The sequence below is a fragment of the Chryseobacterium sp. BIGb0232 genome (genome assembly GCF_024810195.1).
Lineage (GTDB): Bacteria > Bacteroidota > Bacteroidia > Flavobacteriales > Weeksellaceae > Chryseobacterium > Chryseobacterium pennae.
In genome coordinates, this window is the sequence record NZ_JANUEH010000002.1 from 85,390 (window position 1) to 106,726 (window position 21,337).

Here is a 21,337-nt window from a genome sequence, read left to right on the forward strand (position 1 = left end):
TTTATGTATTTTCGGTCTCTACTTCCTCTTCTTTTATAAGTTCAAGAGTATAGGATTTTAAAGGTTCTTTAAATATTACAATTCCATCTCTGTCAACTGTTCCTGATAAAGTCAGCTCATCAAGTCCCTCTGCTAAAGGCTCTCCATCATCGGACTTTATAGTTACATCAATACTTTCTCCCTCTTCGTAGTTTCTTGTTTGAACAACAAGATTCATATCAACAAAAAACTTGGAATCATCCATCAAGGTGATATTTTCTTCCTCATAAGCCCAATACATTGATGCTATTTGCTTTTCCTTTGTATACTCAAACTCTCCATTTTGAGGAAGTTTATTCATTTGTGGAGCTTTGTATTCAATCTTATCCTTAGCAGTCAATAATGAGTTTGCTCCGTACACATGCATTCTGTCCTTTGCTCCAAATTCAGTTTGTCCATCTGTATACCCAATGAGCTTTTCTTTACCATAAAGGTCTAAGTGAGCTTTTGCTGATATTTCAGTATTGGTTCCAGCATTGATGATAGTTTTCTTCCCACTGTCTTGGCTAATCTCCTGCTTAGCAATAATCTTAATGTTCTGCCCAATATTGGTATCCATGTTCTTGCCTGCCTTGGTTTCAATATTCTCTTCAATATCAAACTTTAGGTTCTTGGATTTTATTGTAATGGTTTCAGGGGCTGTAATGTTTATGTTGCTTCCCTCTGTATCAAATCTCAACTCATTACCACTCTTATCTGTCAGTAAAATACTCTCATCTTCTGTAAACACTAACCTGTGTCCACTTCTGGTTTGTAGGGATTTTACACGGTTATCCATACCACCTCCCAATCCTACACCACCATGAAACATTCCACCCATTGCAAAGGGAAAGTCTGGATTATGATATTCAAAGTTAACCATTACCTGGTCTCCAATTTCTGGAACAGCTACAAAGCCTCTGTTCTGGCTTATGGCACCTGTTCCCCCAGCATCAGGACTCATCATTCTGATAAAATGAGTGGTATCATTTAACTGCCAATCAAACTGCACCTGTATTCTTCCTTGATTTAAAGGGTCGATATTGGAAACTACTGTGGCTACCTGTGGCTCTGCTTTCGGCATCACAAAATCAGGTTTAGGCATGAAGCCTGTTCCCTCGGCTATAGCTTCAAAACTTCCCGTATAATATCCTCTTGCATCAACTTCGTGGCTCACCTCTGTTATCATCAAAGTTGTAAAGTGAGAGGTCTCGTTACTGTCCTGTTTTCTCATGTCTATATCTGCTATACAACCTACAAACAGGAAAGGAATAGTTGTGTTCCCAGATACAGTAAAAACTTCTACAGCTTTACTTCCTCTTGCACTTCTTTGGGAATCATCCACATCCAAAAACATATTGGCATTAATAGGGGTGGGAGTCAGTGAACGGGTTTTAAAAATATTTTTATTCAGCTCATAGGCTTTGGATGATAGGTCTCCTAAATGCTTTATAGCATTGTCAGAACCATTCATTTTAGCATGACTGCTGCTGTTATAACCAAAGTATTCGGGTTTTGTATGAACTGCTTTTAACTCTACCTGTACATCTGTAATATTACTTCCATAAATAAGTTGGATAGGTTTTTCAGTTGGAGGTGGAAGTTTTCCAAAATGTAAAACATACCCATCATAGTAAAATTGCTCTCCATAGGCTTCTGCTAATCTTGTCAGGTAATTGTAATGAGTTTCACAATACTGGGCACTATAGTTAATGTAGCTTTTATTCTGGGTGTCTATTCTGAAATCAAATTGAGTTGTTCCCAATGTCTCTTTAATGATATTGTCAGCAATGACAGAAGTGTTGACGGTCTGACTGCCTCCAAAACTTTGAGTATGGGGTGCAGAATCCATTAGTATAGTTGGACTGCAGCCTTTGAGTACAATATTTCCTAGGCTCATTTTTTCCTGACTGAATGCCACTTTTGTAACCACACCAACAAATGTTCTTTCGGGGCTTTCGTTTTCAGCATCTTTATATTTAAAAGTAACGGTCAGACGTTTCCCCAGAAACTGCTGTGCCTGTTCTAAATTATGGTTCTGTCTTTCATCAAGAGAGTCATGTGCTAAAGTAAGCTCAAAGTAATGGTGTTTCCTGGCACTCTGCTGTAAACGGAAGTGTTTAAAGTGACTGATAAGTTTTCCATTAACCACAACATCAAGCTTGACCACACGGTTAATACCTGCTATATGGTTCTCGGAAATCCTCTCAGAATTTGAGACGTTTTTTTTCATTATACATTTGTGTGTTTTTGATATTATATCACTAAATGTAGAGAAAATATAATGACAGATATAAAGTTTCTGTTAAATTTTTAAAAGTGTAGTAGAGCTGCGATTGTTAAGATTCTATGAAAATTTTGCTTTTATCCAGAATGTGAAACCAATTTTAACAGGTGAACCAGCTTTTTATGTATTGCTTAAAGAAATATAGGAAAAATGTAAAAAAAAAAAAAACCTACTGATTACAGTAGGTTTTTTCTGCTTTATTGCGGAGAGTGAGGGATTCGAACCCCCGGACCTGTTACAGTCAACAGTTTTCAAGACTGCCGCAATCGACCACTCTGCCAACTCTCCTTAAACTCCGATTGTATCGTTGTTTTCAGTGGTGCAAATATAGAACGTTTTTTAATTTCCGCAAAACTTTTTCAACACAAATTTTAACAAAACTTAATAATCGGCTAAAAATCAGATCAATTATTTTTATAATTTTATGTAAAATAAATTCTGGCCTGCTACTTTTCCTCCTGTTCATCCCACTTTTGGAGAAAAAACGTTTGTGTTCCTGAAGAAAAAAGGAGTACCAATCAGAAATTAATCTGAATATTTCTATTGGGTTCATTTTTTGCAATGCCTGTCGGAATAAAAAAAAAATTAATTATTATGAAGTTTTCTTATTGGGGAGCAGGAATTTTAGCGGTTGCGTTGACATCTACCTTAGGATCTAACACCCTTTTTGCCAGTCAGCCCTTGACGGCAGGAATAAATTTCTACTATTAAAAAAATCAGATCCGGTAGAGAATGAGATACTGATGAAACTTCAGAAGATGTTACATAACAATCAGCCGGAGAAAAACTATAAACAGCGCTTTACCGTCAGCTCCCATCAGGGAATGTATTTTATTAATACGGAAGATATAGCTTTCTTTGAAGCTGATGAAGGAATTGTTTTCGCAATAGATACATTCGGTAAGAAGCACCTACTCAGTGAATCTACACTGAAGGATATAGAATCTCTTCTCGATCCCTCAGTATTTTTCAGAATCAACCGTAGTGAACTTATACAGAAGCATCATGTTGTAAGAATAGAACGGTATAATAAGAATGCAGTGGCCATTCAGATGAAAGGATATAAAAGCCACCTGATTACAAGCCAGGCAAATACATCTGCTTTTCGCAGGTGGATTGAAGAATAACCTGAAATAATTTCCCTATAAGACAGTATAAAACCCATTTAAAAACAAAAAACTGTTTCATTCAGAAACAGTTTTTATTTTTATGATGCAACAGGTTTCTACTCTCCTGCCGGTTCAAATAATTCGATTTTATTTCCTTCAGGATCCATAATATGAACAAATTTTCCATATTCGTAAGTTGCAATTTCATCCAGGATCGTAATTCCTTCTTTTTTAAATTCTTCTACCAAGGCTTCAATATCTGCCACATGATAATTGATCATAAAATCTTTTTCTGAAGGTTCAAAATATTGGGTAGATTCTTTAAACGGACTCCATAATGTATATCCTTTTTTTTCAGAGTCAGTTTCTCTCCAATCAAATTTTGCTCCGTATGGGCTGGTTTCCACTCCAAGATGGGTTTTATACCAATTGTTTACCTGTTCCGGATCTTTACATTTAAAGAAAATTCCTCCAATTGCTGTTACTTTTTTCATGCCTGTTCTTTATTAAGTTTTTATATTAAATCAATTTGAAACTTCACAAATATATCAATGTTTTCATTATAATATTCTACTTTATATAAAGATTTGGTATTAATAAGATCTGTATAGTTGGAAATCGCAAGGGCGCAAAATAATATAAAAATAAAATATTTTAAGGCGCAAAGATTTTATCTCCGATAAAATTGTACACTGTTGAAGTATACTTTTATAATCGTCACGATGCACTAATATTTTTTTATGTGCCTCTGGCCTCTGTGGTTCAAAAAATATTTATAACCACAGAGGCTTTATATATGAAACTATGCATGTATGTTTTATTCGTGTATCCATGGCAAATAAAAAAGCGTACCCATCAGGTACGCTTTATATTATTAAAAGCTAAATTATTAGTGTAATTCAGCTAAATATTTTTCTGCATCCATTGCAGACATACAGCCGCTTCCTGCTGCTGTGATAGCCTGTCTGTAGATATGATCCTGAACATCACCAGCAGCAAAAACCCCTGGAAGGTTTGTTCTTGAAGAACCTTTTTCGGTTACAATATATCCATTTTCATCTAGGTCTACCTGTCCTACGAAGATATCTGTATTCGGCTTGTGACCGATTGCGATGAAGATCCCTTCAACATCTACCTTAGAAGTTTCCTGAGTCTGATTATTGATAATCACAGCTCTTTCCACTAAACTGTTTTCCCCTTCAATTCCAATAAGCTCATGGTGAAATTTCACTTCAATATTCGGAGTATTTTCTACTCTGTGAACCATTGCTTTTGAAGCTCTGAAAACGTCTTTTCTAACCAATAACGTTACCTTTCTGCATAGTTTAGCAAGATAAGTTGCTTCTTCAGCAGCTGTATCTCCTGCTCCTACTACCACAACATCTTTTCCTCTGTAGAAAAATCCGTCGCATGTAGCACAAGCTGAAACTCCACCTCCTGCATATTTTTTTTCATCTTCAAGACCTAAGTATTTTGCTGTAGCTCCTGTAGAAATAATTACAGTTTTAGCTAAAATTTCTTTATTTCCTGCATATAGCTTGTGAACACCGCCAACTTCTTTTGAAAACTCAGCTTTGGTGATCATTTCGTAATGTACTTTAGTTTCAAATCTTTCTGCCTGCTTCTGCAGATCCATCATCATTTCAGGACCTGTAATCCCTGCTGGATATCCTGGAAAGTTATCAACCTCCGTAGTTGTAGTTAATTGTCCGCCCGGCTCCAAACCTGTATACAATTCAGGTTTTAAGTCTGCTCTTGCTGCATAGATAGCAGCTGTGAAACCAGAAGGCCCAGATCCAACGATCACACAATCTAAAATGTTTTGCTCCATAATTTATTTGTTCGAAAAAGGATTTAATTAAATTAAGACCGCTAATTTCGTAATTTTTACTGTCTTTTTAAAGTTATTTTAATGATAGTTGTCAATAAGAGATATGCGGATTGTCAATGAATGTACAGGATGCAGGTCTCAGAATATGAGATACAAGGCAGTAAGATGCAGGATACAGACTTAAAGCTTAACATAACCTGATCTACAGGACAACCATTCCCAGTCTATTATCTATCCCTATATCATCTCAAAATCCCCTACTCTCAACTTTAAACCTTCATTTTAATCTTGTCCACATTAATAATCTTATACACCAATTCTTTAATTAGTTCTGCTTCACCCATATTTACAGCTCCCAGCCCTTTTCCTTTCATATCAAACTCTCTGAGGATAGAAATGACCCTGGTTGCATGTTTTAAAGGATATAATCTTGCACTTTCTGCATAATCCTTGATAAAGTAAGGGTTTACACCCATCTGAGACGCTATCGTCTGTGGTGGCTGCCCTGCCATTGTCTGGTAAATGATCACATTTGAAAAGTAGCTGTAAAGACTGGCCAACATCATGACAAAAGGATTATTCTTTGGATTTTTGCCCATAAAGTGAGCAATTTTAAAGGCTGCATTGGCATTCTTTGTTCCTAATGCCTTCTGAAGCTCAAAAACATTGTACTCTTTACTGATCCCGATGTGGTTTTCAACAATGGTTCCATCCAGTAATTCTCCTTCTTTAAGGATGATCTTTAATTTATTCAGTTCATTGGCAATTCTGGAAAGATCATTTCCAAGATATTCTGCCAGAAGATGAGAAATATTGGGTGCAGTTTTGATTTTCAGTTTTACACATTCATCAGAAATCCATTTTGGAAGATTGTTTTCTCTTACAGACTCGCTGAGGAAAAGAGCATTGGCCTTATCTAAAGCTTTAGCAGCCTTTTTCCGGCTGTCTAATTTTTTATGTTTGTGAGCAAAAACCAATACTGTAGAAGGAACAGGATTTCCAATATAAGTTTCCAAAATTCTGTTTTCCTCTTCATTCAATTTCAGATCCTGAGCTTCTTTCACAATAATCACCTGCTTATCTCCCATCATCGGAAACTGCCTTGCCAGAGAAAGAACTTCCTGGTATGAAGTATCTTTTCCATAGGTTACAGTTTGGTTAAAGGCTTTTTCATCCTCTTCCAAAAAGTTGTGTTCTAGGGCTTTTACGGCAACATCAATAAAGTAGGCTTCTTCTCCGTGGAAAAAATAAATAGGTAAAACTTCTTTATTTTTAATATTTTTGAGGATTAAATCTAATTCTTTCATCTTACTAATGGAACTTCCAAAACTGAATTTTCAGGAAACTTTTGATTTTAAATTCAAGAAAGACAAAGATAAGTTTTTTATTTATGACTTGGTTCGTAAAACTTATCTTCTGCTCACTCCTGAGGAATGGGTAAGGCAACACTGGATTCACTATTATCTTACCGTAAAATCCTACTCTGCATCGGCATTAATTACCGAAAAAAAAATTGTTTTAAATGGTCTTACCAAAAGAATTGATCTTTTAGTGACCGAAAAAACAGAACCTATTATCCTGATTGAATGTAAAGCCCCGCAAATCAAATTAACGGAAAAAACATTTGAGCAGACAGCCCGATACAACTCTATTATCGGAGCTAAGGAAATTATTTTAACAAATGGTCTCCAGCATATCAATGCTTATTATGAAAATGAGCAGTATGTATTTTATAAACCAGATTAGATCTAAGGTAAAAATTAAACACCAAATATTAATATGAAAATTAAAAATATAGTATTCGATTTCGGAGGAGTTTTAATGGACTGGAACCCGAGATATTTCTTTAAAGATTATTTCAATGATAACGAAAAAATGGAATACTTTCTGGAAAATATTGCTCAGGACGAGTGGAATATTGAACAGGACCGCGGAAGAAGCCTTTCAGAAGGAACAGAGATCCAGGTGAAAAAATTTCCGGACTGGGAAAAAGAAATCAGAGCCTATTATGATAACTGGACCGTGATGCTGAAAAGTGACATTCCTCAAAATGTTGATATTTTAAGAAAGTTAAAAAACACAGACTACCAGCTATTTGGATTAACAAACTGGTCTGCCGAAACCTTTCCTTATGCTTTGGAGAATTATGATTTCTTCCAGCTTTTTGATGGGAAGATCGTAGTTTCCGGAACAGAAAAACTTATCAAGCCCGATCCTAAAATCTGGCATGTTCTCTTGGAAAGATATAACATTCAGGCAAGAGAGTCTGTTTTTATTGACGATAATTTGAAGAATATTGAAATGGCACAATCACTGGGATTCAATACCATTCATATTCTGCCTGATACAGATCTCAAGCAGGAATTAGCACAATTGGGTATCGAAATTCAGTAATTTTATTATAAATATTAAAAAAAATCCTCTGATAAGTTATTTTCATTAATTTGGCTGAGGATTTTTTATGAATATGAGAAAAATTTTACTTTTATTTTTATTGGCTGTTACAAGCTTTCATTCCCAAAGTATTGAAAACCCAGAAACACTCAAAAAATGCCGTAAAGAATTCAACAAAAAGACCTGCCTTTCTGATGAAGATAAAGACAATATTCCTTTTTATCTTGATCAATGCCCTAAAGAAGGGGGACCTATTGAAAATGGTGGATGCCCGTGGCCTGATACTGATAAGGATGGCACTTTAGATAAGGATGATACCTGTCCTACAATACCTGGATTACCGGAAAACAATGGCTGCCCTCGTTCTACCCAACAAAATGACTGTGAAAAGTTTTGTAAAGAGCAACAAATAAAATATGAACAATTCCAGACAGAACACCAAGGTATTGGAAAAGTATATAGTCTTCTCAATAAAAAAATTCTGAGTGATGTTCTTAATCTTCGTAAAAAAGATTTGCGGAATAATGATTTTGGAATAAGTTTCGGATATATCCAATTCTCTCTTGTACCTGATGGCAGCTGTGATGATCCCAACCCTACAAAGATCAAGAATTATTTGATTTCAAAATTTTGGAATAAAGATATCTTTGAATATGCTTCAAAAAAATACAACAAGGAAATTCTCATCAGAAGAATGTACTTTGATGAATACTTTAATCCTGAATTAGAAAAATTAATGGGCACGGAAACCTTTCAATACCTTCTTCAATATTCTGATAAAGAAAATAACAATATCATCATTCCATCCAAAAGCAAAAAAAGACCTAAGGATTACATTTCCATCTATATACAATTCATAACTCCCTATAAAATCGAAATCATCACTCCGGCCAGCCCTACAATCTATGAATATAAAAATGGTCAATGGGAATCTTATCAAAAATAATCTCTCCGTTTATTTTAAACAGTATATCATCTTATGAACAAATTTACTTTTTTGCTGATATTTACCGGAGCTTGTATTTATGCTCAAAACACGGAAGATCAGGAAGCGATTAAAAGATGCCGTAAGGAATTCAATAAAAAGATCTGTCTTGCGGATGAAGATAAAGACAATGTTCCGTTTTATCTTGATCAATGCCCGAAAGAATCAGGACCTGCAGAAAACAAGGGTTGCCCTTGGCCTGATACGGATAAAGATGGTCTGATAGATAAAGATGATGCCTGCCCTAACGTTGCTGGACCTGTTGAAAATAAGGGCTGTCCGTGGGAAGATACAGACGGTGACGGAGTTCTGGATAAAGATGATAACTGCCCCACTGTCCCAGGCCCTGCTCATTCCAACGGATGCCCTGTAATTTCCTGTACATTTGGCTATGAACCTCAAATTCACATGGAAAAATTCGATATGGATATTCAAAATATTGAGAAAATCTATAACCTGATTAATAAAAAGATATTAGATAATATTGTAGAGACATTCCCTAAAAGGGATTTAGCTAGCCGAAAAGCTTTTTTTATCATACAATACATAGACAACAAATCTTATATTGATAACAATACACCTGATGATGGAACTTCGCCTGGATACAATCTTCTGATCACCAAATTCTGGAATCAAAATGTTCTTGAATATGCGCGAAAAAAGTATGGCAAGGATATTTATCTTTCAAAAATGTTATCTCCGTACAATCCTGATATCTACCGCAAAATGATTGGTGACCGATCATTCAGTTACATGATGAAATATTATGATTCAAAAACGAATAAGGTCCTCATAACCGGAAAACAAAAAAGTACTTTTGAAATTCCTATTAATATTTTAGTTGATTTCATTACTCCTCATAAGATCAAAGTCATCAACTACCTAAACAATTCAATATATGAATATAAAAATAACAGTTGGAGCGTAGTCAAAGAGTAAAAATCATAGCAACTTATTTTTTATTAACTTAGATAACCATTTAAACAGACGTGAGAACAATTATTTTTTTTCTGATATTCGCCGGAACTTATTTTCAGGCTCAGACCATTGAAGACAAAGAGACATTCAAAAAATGCCGTAAAGAATTCAACAAAAAAACTTGTCTTTCAGATGAAGACCATGACAATATCTTGTTTTATCTTGATCAATGTCCAAATGAAATAGGCCCCATAGAAAACCATGGTTGTCCATAGCCAGATAAAGACGGAATATTGGATAAAGATGATGCTTGTCCTACCGTTCCCGGAATTCCCAATCTGAATGGCTGCCCAACCTGGAAATAGCCTTTCAGGAAGAGAGAATAGTATGAAGACAATCACTAAAACAAAATATGCTGAATCATAAACAACATTAAAATTTTCAATCCAAAACAAAATAATATGATACGTTCAATCCTACTAACAGCAGCAATTATTACCTCAGGAACTCTTTTCAGTCAAAATCTTAAAACAGTTTCCTATCAGGATGGTACACAAAAGCTAAATGGCTTAATCACTTCCAATGCAGGTAAAAAACTTCCCGGAGTATTGATTCTACCTGCCTGGAAAGGAATTGATGAAGAAGCTAAAACAGCAGCCATTGAACTTGAAAAGCAGGGATATATTGCTTTTATTGCTGATATTTATGGAGAAGGAAAAATCCCTATCAACAGTGACGAAGCCGCCAAAAGCTCAGGCTATTACAAAAAGAATTATGCAGAATATCAGAAAAGAATCTCATTGGCATTGGAACAACTGAAAAAGAACGGAGCTATTGCCGATAAAACTGCAGTTATAGGATATTGTTTTGGAGGAACAGGTGCCCTTGAATCTGCAAGAGGAAACCTGCCTGTAGCAGGAGTTGTTTCCATTCACGGAAGCCTGGGAAGAGATCAGAGCAGAAAAAATGAAAAATTAAATGCTAAAATCCTGGTGGAGAATCCGGCAGATGATAAGAGTGTAACACCTGATGATTACAGCAACCTCATTAAAGAAATGAATGATGGAAATGCAGACTGGCAAATCATTACCTATGCTCACTCCAAACACACTTTTACGGATCCTAAATCTCCGGATTATAATGAAGTGATGGCGAAAAGAGCATGGAATCATACATTGATGTTTTTGAAAGAACTTCTAAAGTAAATTCAATATACCAATGTATCAATGTAACAATGTACCAATGCTTTGATGTAAAATCACTTATTGGTACATTACTATTTTTAAATCTTTATTTTACTGCTGTTTTGCTTCCAGTTCTACCTCATACTTCTTAGTAGAATATTTTGTAAGAGATCCTGTTGCAGCGTCAATTCCAACTCCTATGGCACCTCCAAAAAGAATATTGAGAAGCGTTACAGCATTAAAATTCTTATCCAGCTTTACTTCCTGATGATTAAAACCTTCTTTTTCAAAAGTTACTGTTTGCTTACTCAATGATCTTGGAATATTTGCAGTACAGGGAGTTACACATTTTTCAACTCCTTTATGAAACACTGTAGCTCCTTCAGGAGTGGAGTTAAAGGAAATTTTGTCATTGGTTCCTGTAAAAATAGTGGCGCAAGACGTAGTGGAAAGCGCGATTCCTAACAATAATACAATGGATAGATTGTTCTTCATATATTTTATTAAAAAGTTAAGTCTGCCGGCTCATTTTTCGGCGTGCGAACTTACAAAATAATTAGTAACAATCGGCATTCACAAGCGATTGCATCCTTATTGAAAGGATAACTCACTGATTATCTAAATATTTTTTTGATTGTTTTGAATCTAAAAATATTATATTCAGCCTTAAAACAAAAAAACTATCTCAGTTTTGAGACAGTTTTTCTATTTTTTGTATTGTATTACAGCTGGAGCACCACCAATATTCTTTTGAAGAATCTTTCAGCTTCGTTTTTGCTTTATTCCCACAACCATCACAAATGCATTCATCATTTTCATTTTCTAAAGCGTGATAGCTGCAAGAAAAGCATATCCAACGGGTTCCCTCAGGCTCTTCATCTATATACCATGTAAAAGAGTTTTCTTTACATTCAGGGCAAATCTGTGTAGCCATCAATACATTAATTTACTCCTTCCTCTTCCCTGTTCACCAATTCCATAGAAAATGCAGGCAGGCAGATAGCAAGATATTCACAAGGTTCTGAAAATGGATTGCTGTAGCGAATTCTCGCTCCTCTTTCAATCAGAATACTGCTTCCTTTTTCAAGGATTACAATTTCCCCATCAATCTCAAATTGTTTCTTTCCTGAAATAATGTAGGTGAATTCATCAAACTCCGGAGTTTGGTGAGGCTCGCTCCAATCCGGCGGAGCTACCATATGAGCAATGGAAACATTAGCATTTCCTGTAGAATTCCCCCAATGTTCTTCAATCAGTTTTCCGTCTGTAGTAGGCACTACAAAAGGAGATTGCTGAATTTTATATTTTTTCATGCCCAATCTTCTTTCTGGATTTCATAGACAAAATTAGTTCTTGTAGGTTCAGCAAAATAAGCCACCTCTTCTTCAGCGATTTTTTTACCACCGAGTCTTTCCAATGCTGTTTGCGAACGAAAATTTTCTTTTCCGATATGAAAATGAACTTTATCTACATATTGGAATATATAATCCAGCATCAGTTTCTTAACTTTAGGGTTAATCCCTCTTCCCCAGGATTTTGTCCCATAGAAAGTATAGCCGATGAAAATATGACTGTCCTTTTCATCAAAGTTGTAATAACGGCTGCTACCCAACACCTCTCCAGTTGCTTTTTCTACAATTTTAAAAGCTCCCTCACTTTCAATGGCTCCTCTGAAAAAGTTTTCAAAAACCTCTCTTTGGTAACGATCCTTATTAGGATGCTGTTCCCATACTTTAGGATCTGATGCCACTTCATATAAAGATTCAAAATCCCCTTGCTGTAAGGGGATTAATTGAAATTCTTCATTCTCTAAAACAGACTGAACAGAAAAATTCATACTTAGCCTTTTTTGTTAGAGTCTGATTCTATTCTCTGGATTTCTTTCAACTTATCAGAAATCTTGATTACCGTATCTAATTTGGCTGGCTTCAATGGAATTTCAGCCTGATTCATATCCCATTTAATCACGAGATTTCCTGAGTTCTCATCTGTTGGATTCAGGGTAATTTCAAACCATTCCTGCTTGTCAGCCAATTTGTTTACCGGCACAGTAACATCTACCACATCCTGTTTAGGATCATAGGTATAAGCACCCCATTGCTGGAAATCTTTATTCAGAATTACTTTCCATTCTTTTTCTGTAGGAACAATGAATAATCCATAAGTTCCTGCCGGAACATTTTTCCCACCAAAATTAACGGTCTGTCCGAATGTAACTTTTGTAGATGAGTTAGCTCCTGCTCTCCAAACCTGCCCATAAGGAACCAGTTCTCCAAAGATCTTACGTCCTTTCACTCCGGGTCTTCCGTAATCCACTGAGATTTTGGACATTGAAAACTGCTGCTCTACCTTCTGACGTGGACTTGCTGCTGGTACAGAATAATCCTGCGCTAAAGCAAATCCTGAAACTGAAATACAAACTGCTATTAATAATTTTTTCACGTGTAAATTTTTGTTTAAAATTACAAAAATCAAAATAAAATAGCTTTCTCTAACCTCAATATTTTTTGTTTTTTCGGGATTCATCAACTGCAATACCCTATAGCAGCCATTCAATCTAACCGTTGAAAATTTTATGTTTTTTAATCGTTTTTCCCTGTCTGAGCATTATGGCATGATAAACAGTTGGCACATCATTCGTCCATTTTTTCAGAATTAAAAGCATGGCAATAATTTCAGCCCTTGTCAGCAATCCAATCCAGAAACAAAGGTTAAACAATAATACCGATTGACATTGTAAAATAACCTGAATAAGTGTTGCAAAAAGCAGTAAAGTCCAGATCTTAGCTCCTATGGAATGGGTAGCAACCTCTTTTTTAAACTTAAAGAAGCTAACGATATAGATCAAACACTCAGCACCTACAAGAATAATAAGTTTATAGATATTTTCACTAAAGAATTCAGGACATTGTATATAAGTAGCAACTCCTGCCGAAATGAAAAAGACCTGATCAACAGTAGAATCCAGACGGCGGATCTTTTGGGTTGAAATATTGAGATGTCTTGCTATAATTCCGTCAAAAATATCCGTTAATAACCCAATTGATAAAAGAACAATCGCAATAACCTGATAATCTTTAATTTTAAAAATGCTTAAAACAATAATAGTAAAACCTATGATAAGTCTTGAAAAAATTAAGATGGCGGGAATTTTTGATTTCATAAAAAAAACTCTAATCGTAAAAAGGTACTGATAAAAATTGTTTTTTAAAAAATTTAAAATAGAATAGCTTGCTCCAGCTCCAATAATTTTTGTTTTCTCCAGATTCCGCCACCATAACCCGTTAACTGCCCATTGCTTCCGATAACTCTGTGACAGGGAACCAGAATAGATATTTTATTTAAGCCATTGGCATTCGCTACAGCCCGTACTGATTTAGGATTTCCCAGGATCTCGGCCTGCTCCTGATAACTTCTGGTTCCTCCGTAAGGAATTTGCTGTAAAATCTCCCATACCTGCTTCTGAAAAGCAGTTCCTACAGGAGAAAGAGGAACGGTAAACTCAGTTCGCTTTCCATCAAAATATTCTGAGAGTTCTTGTTCCAGCATTATAAAATGTGGATTTTCACCCTGTACAATATTAGCATTAAAATGTTTTGAAATATTCTTTAATTCTGTTGGAAGGGCTTTTCTGTCAGAAAACTCCAAAAGGCAAATTCCGTGTTCGTCTGCACAGGCAACCATGGTTCCCAGGATGGTTTCCATTCTTTTCAGATCAATGATCTTTTCTCTTTTGTTATGGCTGGGAGATACCCCAAAAATATTTTTAAAACTTTCATTAAATCCACTTAAACTTTCATACCCTGAATCAAAAGCGACTTCGGTAACAGATTCTCCCTGCTGAAGCTTTTTAAATGCCATATTCAGCTTAGACATTCTCTGAAAGGCGTGAAACGTAACTCCATGATGCTTCACAAACCAGCGGCGGACTGTTGCCGGTTCCAATCCTCGTTTTACCAAATCATAATCTTTCAGTTTTAAAGAGGGATCATCAGAAATCTCCTGCAGCAGTTCTTTAATGTATAATGGAGTTACATTGAGTGTTTCCAAAGGTTTACAAACCTTACATGGACGATACCCTTTCAACATTGCATCTTTTGTATGGGAAAAAAATTCTACGTTTTCAAACTTTGGTTTGCGGGCTGTACAGGTGGGCCGGCAGAATATTCCGGTTGTTTTTACACCCATCCAGAATATTCCTTCAAAAGAAGAATCCTTACGAAAGGAAGCTTCATACATTATTTTTTCTGTGAGCTTCATAATCAGATGAAAATTGCTGTAAAGCTTTTGGTATTAATAATCGTATGGCTGATCTTTTCCAGTTCCCGGTAAATATATCTGTTTAAAAAACTGCCTGAAGTAATTCTTTTTACACCCCATGTTTTTAAGGTCTCAAAATCCGGAAGATCAGGTAAACTCATTACATTAATGGGTAATAAAGTTGCCTTCACTACTGTTTTAATATCTTCTTCATCAGTGATACCGGGAATAAATATTCCGTCAATATTAAGTTTATCCAGCATTTCAATCCTCTTTAATGTTTCATCCAGAGCGTTTTCCATTCCCAATAAAAAAGGGTCTGTTCTTACATTGATAAAGATCTCCTTTCTTCTCTCTTTCAGTATTGACAGAATATTGCTTATTTTTTCAAAAAACACGTTTCTGTTTAAAAGCTGCCTCTCTCCGTCTATAATATAAGAATCTTCCAGATTGATCCCAACCACCCCTATTTCCAACAGTTTGATGATATTGGAAACAATCATTTCGGGAGTACTTCCATATCCTGCTTCCAGGTCTACTGACAAGGGAATGGAAATGGAACTTTTTATTCTTTTAATAATATAAAAATACTCCTCAAAGCTCATCTGTTCTCCATCTTCATATCCTAAGCTTATCGCGATTCCTGAACTTGAAGTAGCCAGGGCTTTGTAGCCAGCTTTTTCTAAAACTCTTGCACTCTGCACATTCCACACATTACCTAATAATAGAAGCTCCTCTCCCTGATGTAAATTTTTGAAACCGATCATGATATTTTTTATTCAAAAGTAGGGATATTATGCAGGCATCCACAACCGGAAAATGAACAGGTATTTTTAGTTTTTTGATTTTATCCAAATGTAAACAATATAACTTCATTTCACTTTTAAAAATAAATCATTTATATTGGAGATAAATCAAAAAATTAAAAATTTAAAATAAAACACATTAGTAATATTTATTTTTTTAATTAAAAAAGAATATTTAGATAAAAATAATATATAATTCGTATTTTTAATCAAAAAAAAAAGTTAAAATGAAATTAAAATTACTGGCTATCATTATCTTAGGCTCTCAAATGGCATATTCTCAAATAGGAGTCAACACCAACAGTCCGCAAGGTTCTTTTCATGTTGATGGAGCGAAAGATAATCCGAGTACAGGCCAGCCCACTCCTGCCCAACTAGCAAATGATTTTATTGTAAGGGCAAACGGCCAAGTAGGCATCGGTACATTAAATCCTTTAGAGAAATTAGAAGTTAACGGTAGTATTCAGATCAACAATGCTGCTTCCAACTATGGATCTTATTTACGTGCTCAGAGTTCGGAAGGAGTACAAATGACTCTACAGGCAACCAATGCTTCTTCCAGCTATGGCAGAAAAGGAGTTGTGGGAACCACCTCAGCAGATCAGTTACAGTTTATTTATGCTGCCAATCCTATTATGTATATGGATAATGCCGGATTTTATCCTAATGGGAATAATAATATAGATTTAGGAAAAACTAATTTTGCGTTTTCTAAAATTTATGTATATGATTTAGTAACCCCATCCGATATCCGTTTCAAAAAGAATATCCAGAACCTCAATTATGGGCTTGAAGATATTATGAAAATCAGACCGGTTTCCTATCAACTAAAAGAAGGAAATGATCCTCATGTACACCTGGGATTCATTGCACAGGAAATTGAGAAAATAATTCCGGAATTGGTTTCAAGCACTCCGGATAATAATGGGTATAAAGCGGTAGACTACATTAAGTTGATTCCTGTTCTGGTAAAAGGCTTACAGGATCAGGAGAAAAAAATACAGGATCAGCAGAAACAAATTGAAGCTCTGAAACAAAAAATTGAGGGAATTCAAAAAATTTAAATTCTGATATAAAATAAGTTTAAAAGCTATCTCTTAAGTGAGGTAGCTTTCTTTATTCAATGGTTCATGCTCCTTTTTGGGATAAGATATTTCTTAAAGAACTTTTTAAAATAGAATCGCTTTCTCCAGTTCCAGTAGTTTTTGTTTTCTCCAGATTCCGCCTGCATAGCCTACCAATTCTCCATTGGAGCCAATCACCCGATGACATGGAATTAAAATAGCAATCTTATTGATTCCATTGGCTGTACCTACAGCACGGATGGCCTTTGGATTCCCCAGAAGTTCAGACTGCTGTTTATAGGTCCTGATCTCTCCCATCGGAATTTCACGCAGCAGCTGCCATACTTTTTCCTGAAATTCGGTACCTGTAGTGAATAAGGGAACTTCAAACCGAGATCTGTTTCCGTCGAAGTACTCCTTCAGCTCTCTTTCCAATTGCAGAAAATGAATATGTTCTTTTTCTACGATCTCCGCTTTCAGGTTTTTAGACAATGCTTTAAGTTGCTTTTCGACACTCTTTCTGTCCGTAAACTCTAACAGACAGATTCCCTGATCTATAGCACAGGCGATCATTTCTCCCAATGGAGTCTGTATCATTTTTTGGTGTATGATTTCCATTAGTTTAAAATTACTATTTTTCCGGAATTCACACCTTATCTTTTATATATTCTTTAAAACGTTTTCTGCCTGAACAATATGTCTGGCATTATGGTAGATGACAAAACGTAAGGTATCCCCCAGCTTTAAGGTGATCAGTTTTGAAATACTGATGGAGGTTTTTGTTTTTCCCAGATCTACAGATCTTGCTTTTTCCAACAGGTCAAGTAATTGTTCCTGCTGTTTTATGAACTCATTTACCACCGCCGTATTCAATTGACTGTGAATAGGGTTCATGGTTTTAAAAGTTTTCATCTTATTCAGATTCTCCTTTGGAAGCATACTTTTAGCAAAATAGTCCCCAAGAATTCCTGGTTTAAAATCTGCTTTTGAATTGGTTTTGGAAGAAGATATTCTTTGGGAGATCTCAGGAATATAAAAGTTTCCGTAGCGGTTGAGATGTTCCAGACATTCCAATACACTCCAGCTGTTGGCAGAAATCCTGGAATTTAGCTCATTTTCCGGTTTTAATAAAAGAGTTCTGGCATAGTGCAAATGTTCTCCGGTTTTGTTTTTTAATTCTTCTAACAATGCTGTGGTTGACATTTTCATTATTGTTTTCCTGCAAATTTCCGGATCGGTTTATTCTTAAATATTGATTGAACTCAAGATTTTTTAAGCCTTGATAAAGTTTCCGGCGACATTCTGAGATAATTGGCTATGTATTTATTCGGAACTTCCTGAAATAGCTTCGGGCTTCGCTTTAAGACTCTTTCAAAACGTTCACCCGGAGCATTAATCAGTAAATCTTTTTCTCTCTCCAGCTGTTGCAGTATGAGATCTTCCAAAACATTCATCCAGAATTTCATATGCTCTTCATCACTTTGGATATAATCATAAAAATCTCGTTTTGAAGCTACTTTAACTGTAGTTTTCTTTATCGCCTGAATATAAAGTTCTGATGGCTTTCCGGAAAGAAAAGAATCTAAGGAGACAATAATGTTTCCGGTATATCCGAAACGAATGATCCTTTCTTCGTTGTCGTCGGTCATAAAGATCCTCACACTTCCTTTTTCGATAAAATAAATCTGGGTATCTGTACTTCCTGAGATCTTCAGAAACTCATTCCGTCTGAAATCCTTATGTTCCCAATGAATCCCGCTTTGAAGCAATTTTTCAACCATCCTATTTTATTATTTGGTGTTCCAAAGATAATGGGTAATTTTAGAGGATTAAACACCGATCACCAATAATGCTCAAAAAAACTTTCTTTTTACTGCTTTTTTCCACCGGATTTCTCGGTATAAAAGCTCAGCAAACTATCCCTTTCCGGATTACCAAGCATAATAACATTATTGTAAAAACCCTTGTCAATAAAAAAGATTCTTTAGATCTGATGTTTCAGATTGCCATGAAGGAGGGGGCTATCTCTCCACAACGGCAACGGAAAGCCGATCACCTTATTTTCAATAATGGGGAAAGTGAACATAATACGGTAGATATTGGCAAAATGAGCTGGAAAGACATCAGGTTTACTGATAATCAACTGACCAGCCTTGAAGCAGACGGAAAGATTGGTACAGCCCTTTTTGAAGGAAAGTCTTTTAAAATTGATTATGATAATAACCAATTTGCAGTTTATGACAAACTCCCTGATGTAAAAGGATATCAGCCTGTTCCCGTTATCTGGAAACAGGATCTTTTTTATTTTGTTGCGGATAATGTTGTGGATGGAAAAAAGCAACAGGAAGAATATTTTGCACTCCAGTCCGGATATTCGGGAGGAATCTTGTACAGCAATGATTTTGCAGATGAGAAAGAACTCGATAAACATTTAAAAGTTACCGGAGAAAAAACATTGAAAAACTCTCAGGGGCAAAGTGTCATTACAAAACAGGGAATCCTTCCTTTTTTCAAACTGAATAATTTTGTGTTTAAAAACATGCCCGTAGGATTCTTTTCCGGAGAGCTTAAAACTCAGAATATCAGTTATTTTGGAGCAGACATGATGCGCAGATTTATCTGGATTTTTGATGCAGACAGAAAAATGGCATACATTAAGCCAAGTAAATATTATTCTGAGCCTTACTATAAAATAAATTAAACTTAAATATTCAAAACATTCTTAATAATGAAGATTAATACAGCCTTAGTGCTTTTATGCTCACAACTGATGATTGTAAGTTGTAAAAAGGACGATAAAAAACCGATCCAGGATCAGGCAAACATCACAAAAGATTCTGTAAAAACGGTTCAAGCGGAAGAGGAAATAGATTTTATGAATTTCAATATTTATAACGTTTCTACAGTACAGCGTAAAGATCTTATGGACACTTTTATCTCCGTATCAGATATTTATATTGACAAAAATGCAGTTCCTGCAGATTTTTTAAAAAAACAAAAGGAACTTCCATTTGAAAAGATGAGCTATATTGAACTGGATGGTTCCTACAGAAAAAAAATGCTGGACGGCATTCACGTTACTGAAAATGATTCATTATATCTCTACAACTATGAGGCTAACAAACTGCAAAAAACTCCTGTGAATAAGTTGAAAGCAGTGGCTTACCTCTCACCTTATACTGTAGAAGGAGATGAAATAGATTCAGACTCCTATATGACTGGATTCCAAATTGATACCAAAAAAGGAAATGATATCTTTGATAAGTATATGAACGTGATTGCTTATTTTGGAAATAAAAATCCATTCGTAGAAAATCAGATGAAGATGATCAAATGGGAAAAAGCAAGTGCTGATATTCAGAAAAAATATTTCGCCGGTTCCACTCTTAAGTATGGAGGTACTTACCTGTATAAGTATGAAAACCTTACGTATTACGTACAGGATCTTCTTGAAGAATATGGTACTCAGGAACGTAAACTGGTAGTCATTAACGACCAGAATGAAAAGATATTTGAAAAAACATTTACCATTGAGGATGGTGCAGAATTCAATCCTCTTGAAAAAATGGAAAATTCGGAAACCAATTATTATGCTCAGTGGACAGGCAAACTTTTTAAAGGAAAAGCGCCTGTAGTCTTTAATTTCACAACGCCTTCTTTCGGATGTCCTGTCATTACTTTTTTAAATAAAGAAAAGACCGAATTGAATATTAATTGTGATAACAGACACTAAACCGGAGAACAGATAAAAAAAGAAAGTAAGAAAATACTTCAGAAAAACAATTATCTATTATTTCATGAACTGAAAAATGACACCCAGAATTTACTCAATCTGTATTTTCTGCAAGAAAATTTTCAACAATACAACCTAAGGGCAGACCTGTAAATATACAGGTTTGCTTTTTATTTTTGAAGGAATGTGCGGAATCAAAAAATATTGTACTTTTAATACAACACAAAACACAATTATGAAACAAAATATACTTCTGTTTACGCTCTGTATCTTCATCAACTTACTGGTTGGCAACATCATACTACTCATTCTGTTTCCGGATTTAATGTTCATTTATAATCTTCTTATTTCCCTGTTTATATTTATCATTTATGGGTTTGTATTTTATAATTTAACCTTAGCATCTAAGAAATATAAAACATGGAAACTTGCCGGAATTTCTGCAGGATTAAGCCTTTCAGCTTTATTAACTGCCTGTATTTTCACTTCAATAGGTAACCGATTACCGTCAGACACCATCGTGACTGCAGGATTAAAAGGAGTTATCCCCATGTTTATTTTTGCCACTGTTCTTGCCTCTCCTTTCTGGGTCCCTTTTGCATTTTTTAATTTTGGATGTCTTTATTTTATGAAACAGGAGCCTTAAATCTTACAGGGAATTCGCTCAAAATCTGCAAAATTTATTAAAGTGAATAAAAAAGGGCATATTGAATCTTTATCAATATACCCAAATTTAATCCTATTTACA

At 35.3% G+C, this 21,337-nt stretch carries 25 protein-coding genes, 1 tRNA gene and 1 pseudogene; 10 read left to right on the forward strand and 17 right to left on the reverse strand.

The features are described 5' to 3' along the window. Position 1: 1 nt before the first annotated feature. Positions 2 to 2,251 carry a type VI secretion system Vgr family protein gene (locus M2372_RS06510; RefSeq protein ID WP_123319614.1) on the reverse strand — a complete coding sequence of 750 codons (2,250 nt, stop codon included), beginning with the start codon at positions 2,249 to 2,251 and terminating at the stop codon, positions 2 to 4. Between the two features lie 257 nt (positions 2,252 to 2,508). Beyond that, positions 2,509 to 2,593, reverse strand: a tRNA-Ser gene (locus M2372_RS06515). Positions 2,594 to 3,063: 470 nt separating this feature from the next. Here M2372_RS06515 and M2372_RS06520 point away from each other — a divergent pair. Next, positions 3,064 to 3,432: a LytTR family DNA-binding domain-containing protein gene (locus M2372_RS06520; RefSeq protein ID WP_185018812.1), complete on the forward strand. Its 369-nt coding sequence runs from the start codon at positions 3,064 to 3,066 to the stop codon at positions 3,430 to 3,432. A gap of 98 nt (positions 3,433 to 3,530) precedes the next feature. On the opposite strand, the gene M2372_RS06525 is transcribed toward M2372_RS06520, so the two are convergent. From M2372_RS06525 to holA, 3 genes are all read right to left on the reverse strand, one after another. After that, entirely contained in the window at positions 3,531 to 3,908 is a 378-nt protein-coding gene (locus M2372_RS06525) for a VOC family protein (protein WP_123319616.1), read from the reverse strand. A 395-nt stretch (positions 3,909 to 4,303) separates the two neighbouring features. Continuing rightward, the gene (gene trxB / locus M2372_RS06530; RefSeq protein WP_115972256.1) at positions 4,304 to 5,245 is read right to left on the reverse strand and encodes a thioredoxin-disulfide reductase; all 942 of its coding nucleotides are present in this window, start codon (positions 5,243 to 5,245) and stop codon (positions 4,304 to 4,306) included. Positions 5,246 to 5,514: 269 nt separating this feature from the next. Next, positions 5,515 to 6,552, reverse strand: a complete 1,038-nt coding sequence (holA, locus tag M2372_RS06535; protein WP_115972257.1) for a DNA polymerase III subunit delta — start codon at positions 6,550 to 6,552, stop codon at positions 5,515 to 5,517. A gap of 7 nt (positions 6,553 to 6,559) precedes the next feature. Between holA and M2372_RS06540 the strand changes: the two genes are divergently transcribed. From M2372_RS06540 to M2372_RS06555, 4 genes and pseudogenes are all read left to right on the forward strand, one after another. Beyond that, positions 6,560 to 6,991 (forward strand): type I restriction enzyme HsdR N-terminal domain-containing protein, encoded by a 432-nt coding sequence (locus tag M2372_RS06540; RefSeq protein WP_115972258.1) that lies wholly within the window; start codon positions 6,560 to 6,562, stop codon positions 6,989 to 6,991. A 33-nt stretch (positions 6,992 to 7,024) separates the two neighbouring features. Continuing rightward, entirely contained in the window at positions 7,025 to 7,639 is a 615-nt protein-coding gene (locus M2372_RS06545) for an HAD family phosphatase (protein WP_123319617.1), read from the forward strand. A 73-nt stretch (positions 7,640 to 7,712) separates the two neighbouring features. Continuing rightward, positions 7,713 to 8,585 (forward strand): hypothetical protein, encoded by an 873-nt coding sequence (locus M2372_RS25600; RefSeq protein ID WP_148060762.1) that lies wholly within the window; start codon positions 7,713 to 7,715, stop codon positions 8,583 to 8,585. A 153-nt stretch (positions 8,586 to 8,738) separates the two neighbouring features. Beyond that, positions 8,739 to 8,993: pseudogene (locus M2372_RS06555) on the forward strand (thrombospondin type 3 repeat-containing protein); the annotation flags it as partial. A 775-nt stretch (positions 8,994 to 9,768) separates the two neighbouring features. Here M2372_RS06555 and M2372_RS06560 read toward each other — a convergent pair. Then, a complete protein-coding gene (locus M2372_RS06560) occupies positions 9,769 to 9,939 on the reverse strand; it encodes a hypothetical protein (RefSeq protein ID WP_185018814.1) in 171 nt (56 codons plus the stop codon). Between the two features lie 64 nt (positions 9,940 to 10,003). On the opposite strand from M2372_RS06560, the gene M2372_RS06565 reads away from it, so the two are divergent. After that, entirely contained in the window at positions 10,004 to 10,747 is a 744-nt protein-coding gene (locus tag M2372_RS06565) for a dienelactone hydrolase family protein (protein WP_123319620.1), read from the forward strand. Between the two features lie 90 nt (positions 10,748 to 10,837). Here the strand turns inward: M2372_RS06565 and M2372_RS06570 are convergent, their stop codons facing one another. From M2372_RS06570 to M2372_RS06610, 8 genes are all read right to left on the reverse strand, one after another. Continuing rightward, positions 10,838 to 11,221, reverse strand: a complete 384-nt coding sequence (locus M2372_RS06570) for a PEGA domain-containing protein (protein WP_123319621.1) — start codon at positions 11,219 to 11,221, stop codon at positions 10,838 to 10,840. A 190-nt stretch (positions 11,222 to 11,411) separates the two neighbouring features. Beyond that, a complete protein-coding gene (locus M2372_RS06575) occupies positions 11,412 to 11,660 on the reverse strand; it encodes a hypothetical protein (RefSeq protein ID WP_123319622.1) in 249 nt (82 codons plus the stop codon). Positions 11,661 to 11,667: 7 nt separating this feature from the next. Further along, positions 11,668 to 12,039, reverse strand: a complete 372-nt coding sequence (locus M2372_RS06580) for a cupin domain-containing protein (RefSeq protein WP_115972266.1) — start codon at positions 12,037 to 12,039, stop codon at positions 11,668 to 11,670. After that, positions 12,036 to 12,563, reverse strand: coding sequence for a GNAT family N-acetyltransferase (locus M2372_RS06585; RefSeq protein WP_123319623.1), 528 nt, complete (start codon positions 12,561 to 12,563; stop codon positions 12,036 to 12,038). The genes M2372_RS06580 and M2372_RS06585 overlap by 4 nt, the downstream gene beginning before the upstream one ends. A 2-nt stretch (positions 12,564 to 12,565) precedes the next feature. Beyond that, entirely contained in the window at positions 12,566 to 13,168 is a 603-nt protein-coding gene (locus M2372_RS06590; RefSeq protein WP_115972335.1) for a DUF2911 domain-containing protein, read from the reverse strand. Positions 13,169 to 13,283: 115 nt separating this feature from the next. Continuing rightward, positions 13,284 to 13,889, reverse strand: coding sequence for a CDP-alcohol phosphatidyltransferase family protein (locus M2372_RS06595; RefSeq protein ID WP_123319624.1), 606 nt, complete (start codon positions 13,887 to 13,889; stop codon positions 13,284 to 13,286). Positions 13,890 to 13,942: 53 nt separating this feature from the next. Then, a complete protein-coding gene (locus M2372_RS25525; protein ID WP_123319625.1) occupies positions 13,943 to 14,986 on the reverse strand; it encodes a bifunctional transcriptional activator/DNA repair enzyme AdaA in 1,044 nt (347 codons plus the stop codon). A gap of 2 nt (positions 14,987 to 14,988) precedes the next feature. Continuing rightward, positions 14,989 to 15,753 carry an isocitrate lyase/phosphoenolpyruvate mutase family protein gene (locus tag M2372_RS06610; protein WP_123319626.1) on the reverse strand — a complete coding sequence of 255 codons (765 nt, stop codon included), beginning with the start codon at positions 15,751 to 15,753 and terminating at the stop codon, positions 14,989 to 14,991. Between the two features lie 266 nt (positions 15,754 to 16,019). Between M2372_RS06610 and M2372_RS06615 the strand changes: the two genes are divergently transcribed. Continuing rightward, positions 16,020 to 16,856: a tail fiber domain-containing protein gene (locus M2372_RS06615; protein ID WP_123319627.1), complete on the forward strand. Its 837-nt coding sequence runs from the start codon at positions 16,020 to 16,022 to the stop codon at positions 16,854 to 16,856. A 105-nt stretch (positions 16,857 to 16,961) separates the two neighbouring features. Here M2372_RS06615 and M2372_RS06620 read toward each other — a convergent pair whose 3' ends face one another. Genes M2372_RS06620 through M2372_RS06630 form a run of 3 tightly spaced genes read right to left on the reverse strand, consistent with a single transcriptional unit; the run spans position 16,962 to position 18,637 of the window. Next, positions 16,962 to 17,474 (reverse strand): methylated-DNA--[protein]-cysteine S-methyltransferase, encoded by a 513-nt coding sequence (locus tag M2372_RS06620; RefSeq protein WP_123319628.1) that lies wholly within the window; start codon positions 17,472 to 17,474, stop codon positions 16,962 to 16,964. A 42-nt stretch (positions 17,475 to 17,516) separates the two neighbouring features. Beyond that, positions 17,517 to 18,059, reverse strand: a complete 543-nt coding sequence (locus tag M2372_RS06625) for a DinB family protein (protein ID WP_310473118.1) — start codon at positions 18,057 to 18,059, stop codon at positions 17,517 to 17,519. A 59-nt stretch (positions 18,060 to 18,118) separates the two neighbouring features. After that, positions 18,119 to 18,637, reverse strand: a complete 519-nt coding sequence (locus M2372_RS06630) for a Crp/Fnr family transcriptional regulator (protein ID WP_115972272.1) — start codon at positions 18,635 to 18,637, stop codon at positions 18,119 to 18,121. Positions 18,638 to 18,705: 68 nt separating this feature from the next. On the opposite strand from M2372_RS06630, the gene M2372_RS06635 reads away from it, so the two are divergent. The 3 genes from M2372_RS06635 (at position 18,706) to M2372_RS06645 (ending at position 21,235) form a co-directional block, all read left to right on the forward strand. Continuing rightward, positions 18,706 to 19,557 carry a hypothetical protein gene (locus tag M2372_RS06635; protein WP_123319630.1) on the forward strand — a complete coding sequence of 284 codons (852 nt, stop codon included), beginning with the start codon at positions 18,706 to 18,708 and terminating at the stop codon, positions 19,555 to 19,557. A 27-nt stretch (positions 19,558 to 19,584) separates the two neighbouring features. Continuing rightward, complete coding sequence (locus tag M2372_RS06640; RefSeq protein ID WP_148060763.1) at positions 19,585 to 20,589, forward strand: hypothetical protein; 1,005 nt, start codon at positions 19,585 to 19,587, stop codon at positions 20,587 to 20,589. Positions 20,590 to 20,824: 235 nt separating this feature from the next. Continuing rightward, positions 20,825 to 21,235, forward strand: a complete 411-nt coding sequence (locus M2372_RS06645; protein WP_148060764.1) for a hypothetical protein — start codon at positions 20,825 to 20,827, stop codon at positions 21,233 to 21,235. Positions 21,236 to 21,337: the final 102 nt, after the last annotated feature.

Coding starts and splice junctions, on each gene's coding strand:
- M2372_RS06510 (WP_123319614.1), bottom strand. CDS start 2,251: ATGAAAAAAAACGTCTCAAATTCTGAGAGGATTTCCGAGAACCATATA.
- M2372_RS06520 (WP_185018812.1), top strand. CDS start 3,064: ATGTTACATAACAATCAGCCGGAGAAAAACTATAAACAGCGCTTTACC.
- M2372_RS06525 (WP_123319616.1), bottom strand. CDS start 3,908: ATGAAAAAAGTAACAGCAATTGGAGGAATTTTCTTTAAATGTAAAGAT.
- trxB (WP_115972256.1), bottom strand. CDS start 5,245: ATGGAGCAAAACATTTTAGATTGTGTGATCGTTGGATCTGGGCCTTCT.
- holA (WP_115972257.1), bottom strand. CDS start 6,552: ATGAAAGAATTAGATTTAATCCTCAAAAATATTAAAAATAAAGAAGTT.
- M2372_RS06540 (WP_115972258.1), top strand. CDS start 6,560: ATGGAACTTCCAAAACTGAATTTTCAGGAAACTTTTGATTTTAAATTC.
- M2372_RS06545 (WP_123319617.1), top strand. CDS start 7,025: ATGAAAATTAAAAATATAGTATTCGATTTCGGAGGAGTTTTAATGGAC.
- M2372_RS25600 (WP_148060762.1), top strand. CDS start 7,713: ATGAGAAAAATTTTACTTTTATTTTTATTGGCTGTTACAAGCTTTCAT.
- M2372_RS06565 (WP_123319620.1), top strand. CDS start 10,004: ATGATACGTTCAATCCTACTAACAGCAGCAATTATTACCTCAGGAACT.
- M2372_RS06570 (WP_123319621.1), bottom strand. CDS start 11,221: ATGAAGAACAATCTATCCATTGTATTATTGTTAGGAATCGCGCTTTCC.
- M2372_RS06575 (WP_123319622.1), bottom strand. CDS start 11,660: ATGGCTACACAGATTTGCCCTGAATGTAAAGAAAACTCTTTTACATGG.
- M2372_RS06580 (WP_115972266.1), bottom strand. CDS start 12,039: ATGAAAAAATATAAAATTCAGCAATCTCCTTTTGTAGTGCCTACTACA.
- M2372_RS06585 (WP_123319623.1), bottom strand. CDS start 12,563: ATGAATTTTTCTGTTCAGTCTGTTTTAGAGAATGAAGAATTTCAATTA.
- M2372_RS06595 (WP_123319624.1), bottom strand. CDS start 13,889: ATGAAATCAAAAATTCCCGCCATCTTAATTTTTTCAAGACTTATCATA.
- M2372_RS25525 (WP_123319625.1), bottom strand. CDS start 14,986: ATGAAGCTCACAGAAAAAATAATGTATGAAGCTTCCTTTCGTAAGGAT.
- M2372_RS06610 (WP_123319626.1), bottom strand. CDS start 15,753: ATGATCGGTTTCAAAAATTTACATCAGGGAGAGGAGCTTCTATTATTA.
- M2372_RS06615 (WP_123319627.1), top strand. CDS start 16,020: ATGAAATTAAAATTACTGGCTATCATTATCTTAGGCTCTCAAATGGCA.
- M2372_RS06620 (WP_123319628.1), bottom strand. CDS start 17,474: ATGGAAATCATACACCAAAAAATGATACAGACTCCATTGGGAGAAATG.
- M2372_RS06625 (WP_310473118.1), bottom strand. CDS start 18,059: ATGTCAACCACAGCATTGTTAGAAGAATTAAAAAACAAAACCGGAGAA.
- M2372_RS06630 (WP_115972272.1), bottom strand. CDS start 18,637: ATGGTTGAAAAATTGCTTCAAAGCGGGATTCATTGGGAACATAAGGAT.
- M2372_RS06635 (WP_123319630.1), top strand. CDS start 18,706: ATGCTCAAAAAAACTTTCTTTTTACTGCTTTTTTCCACCGGATTTCTC.
- M2372_RS06640 (WP_148060763.1), top strand. CDS start 19,585: ATGAAGATTAATACAGCCTTAGTGCTTTTATGCTCACAACTGATGATT.
- M2372_RS06645 (WP_148060764.1), top strand. CDS start 20,825: ATGAAACAAAATATACTTCTGTTTACGCTCTGTATCTTCATCAACTTA.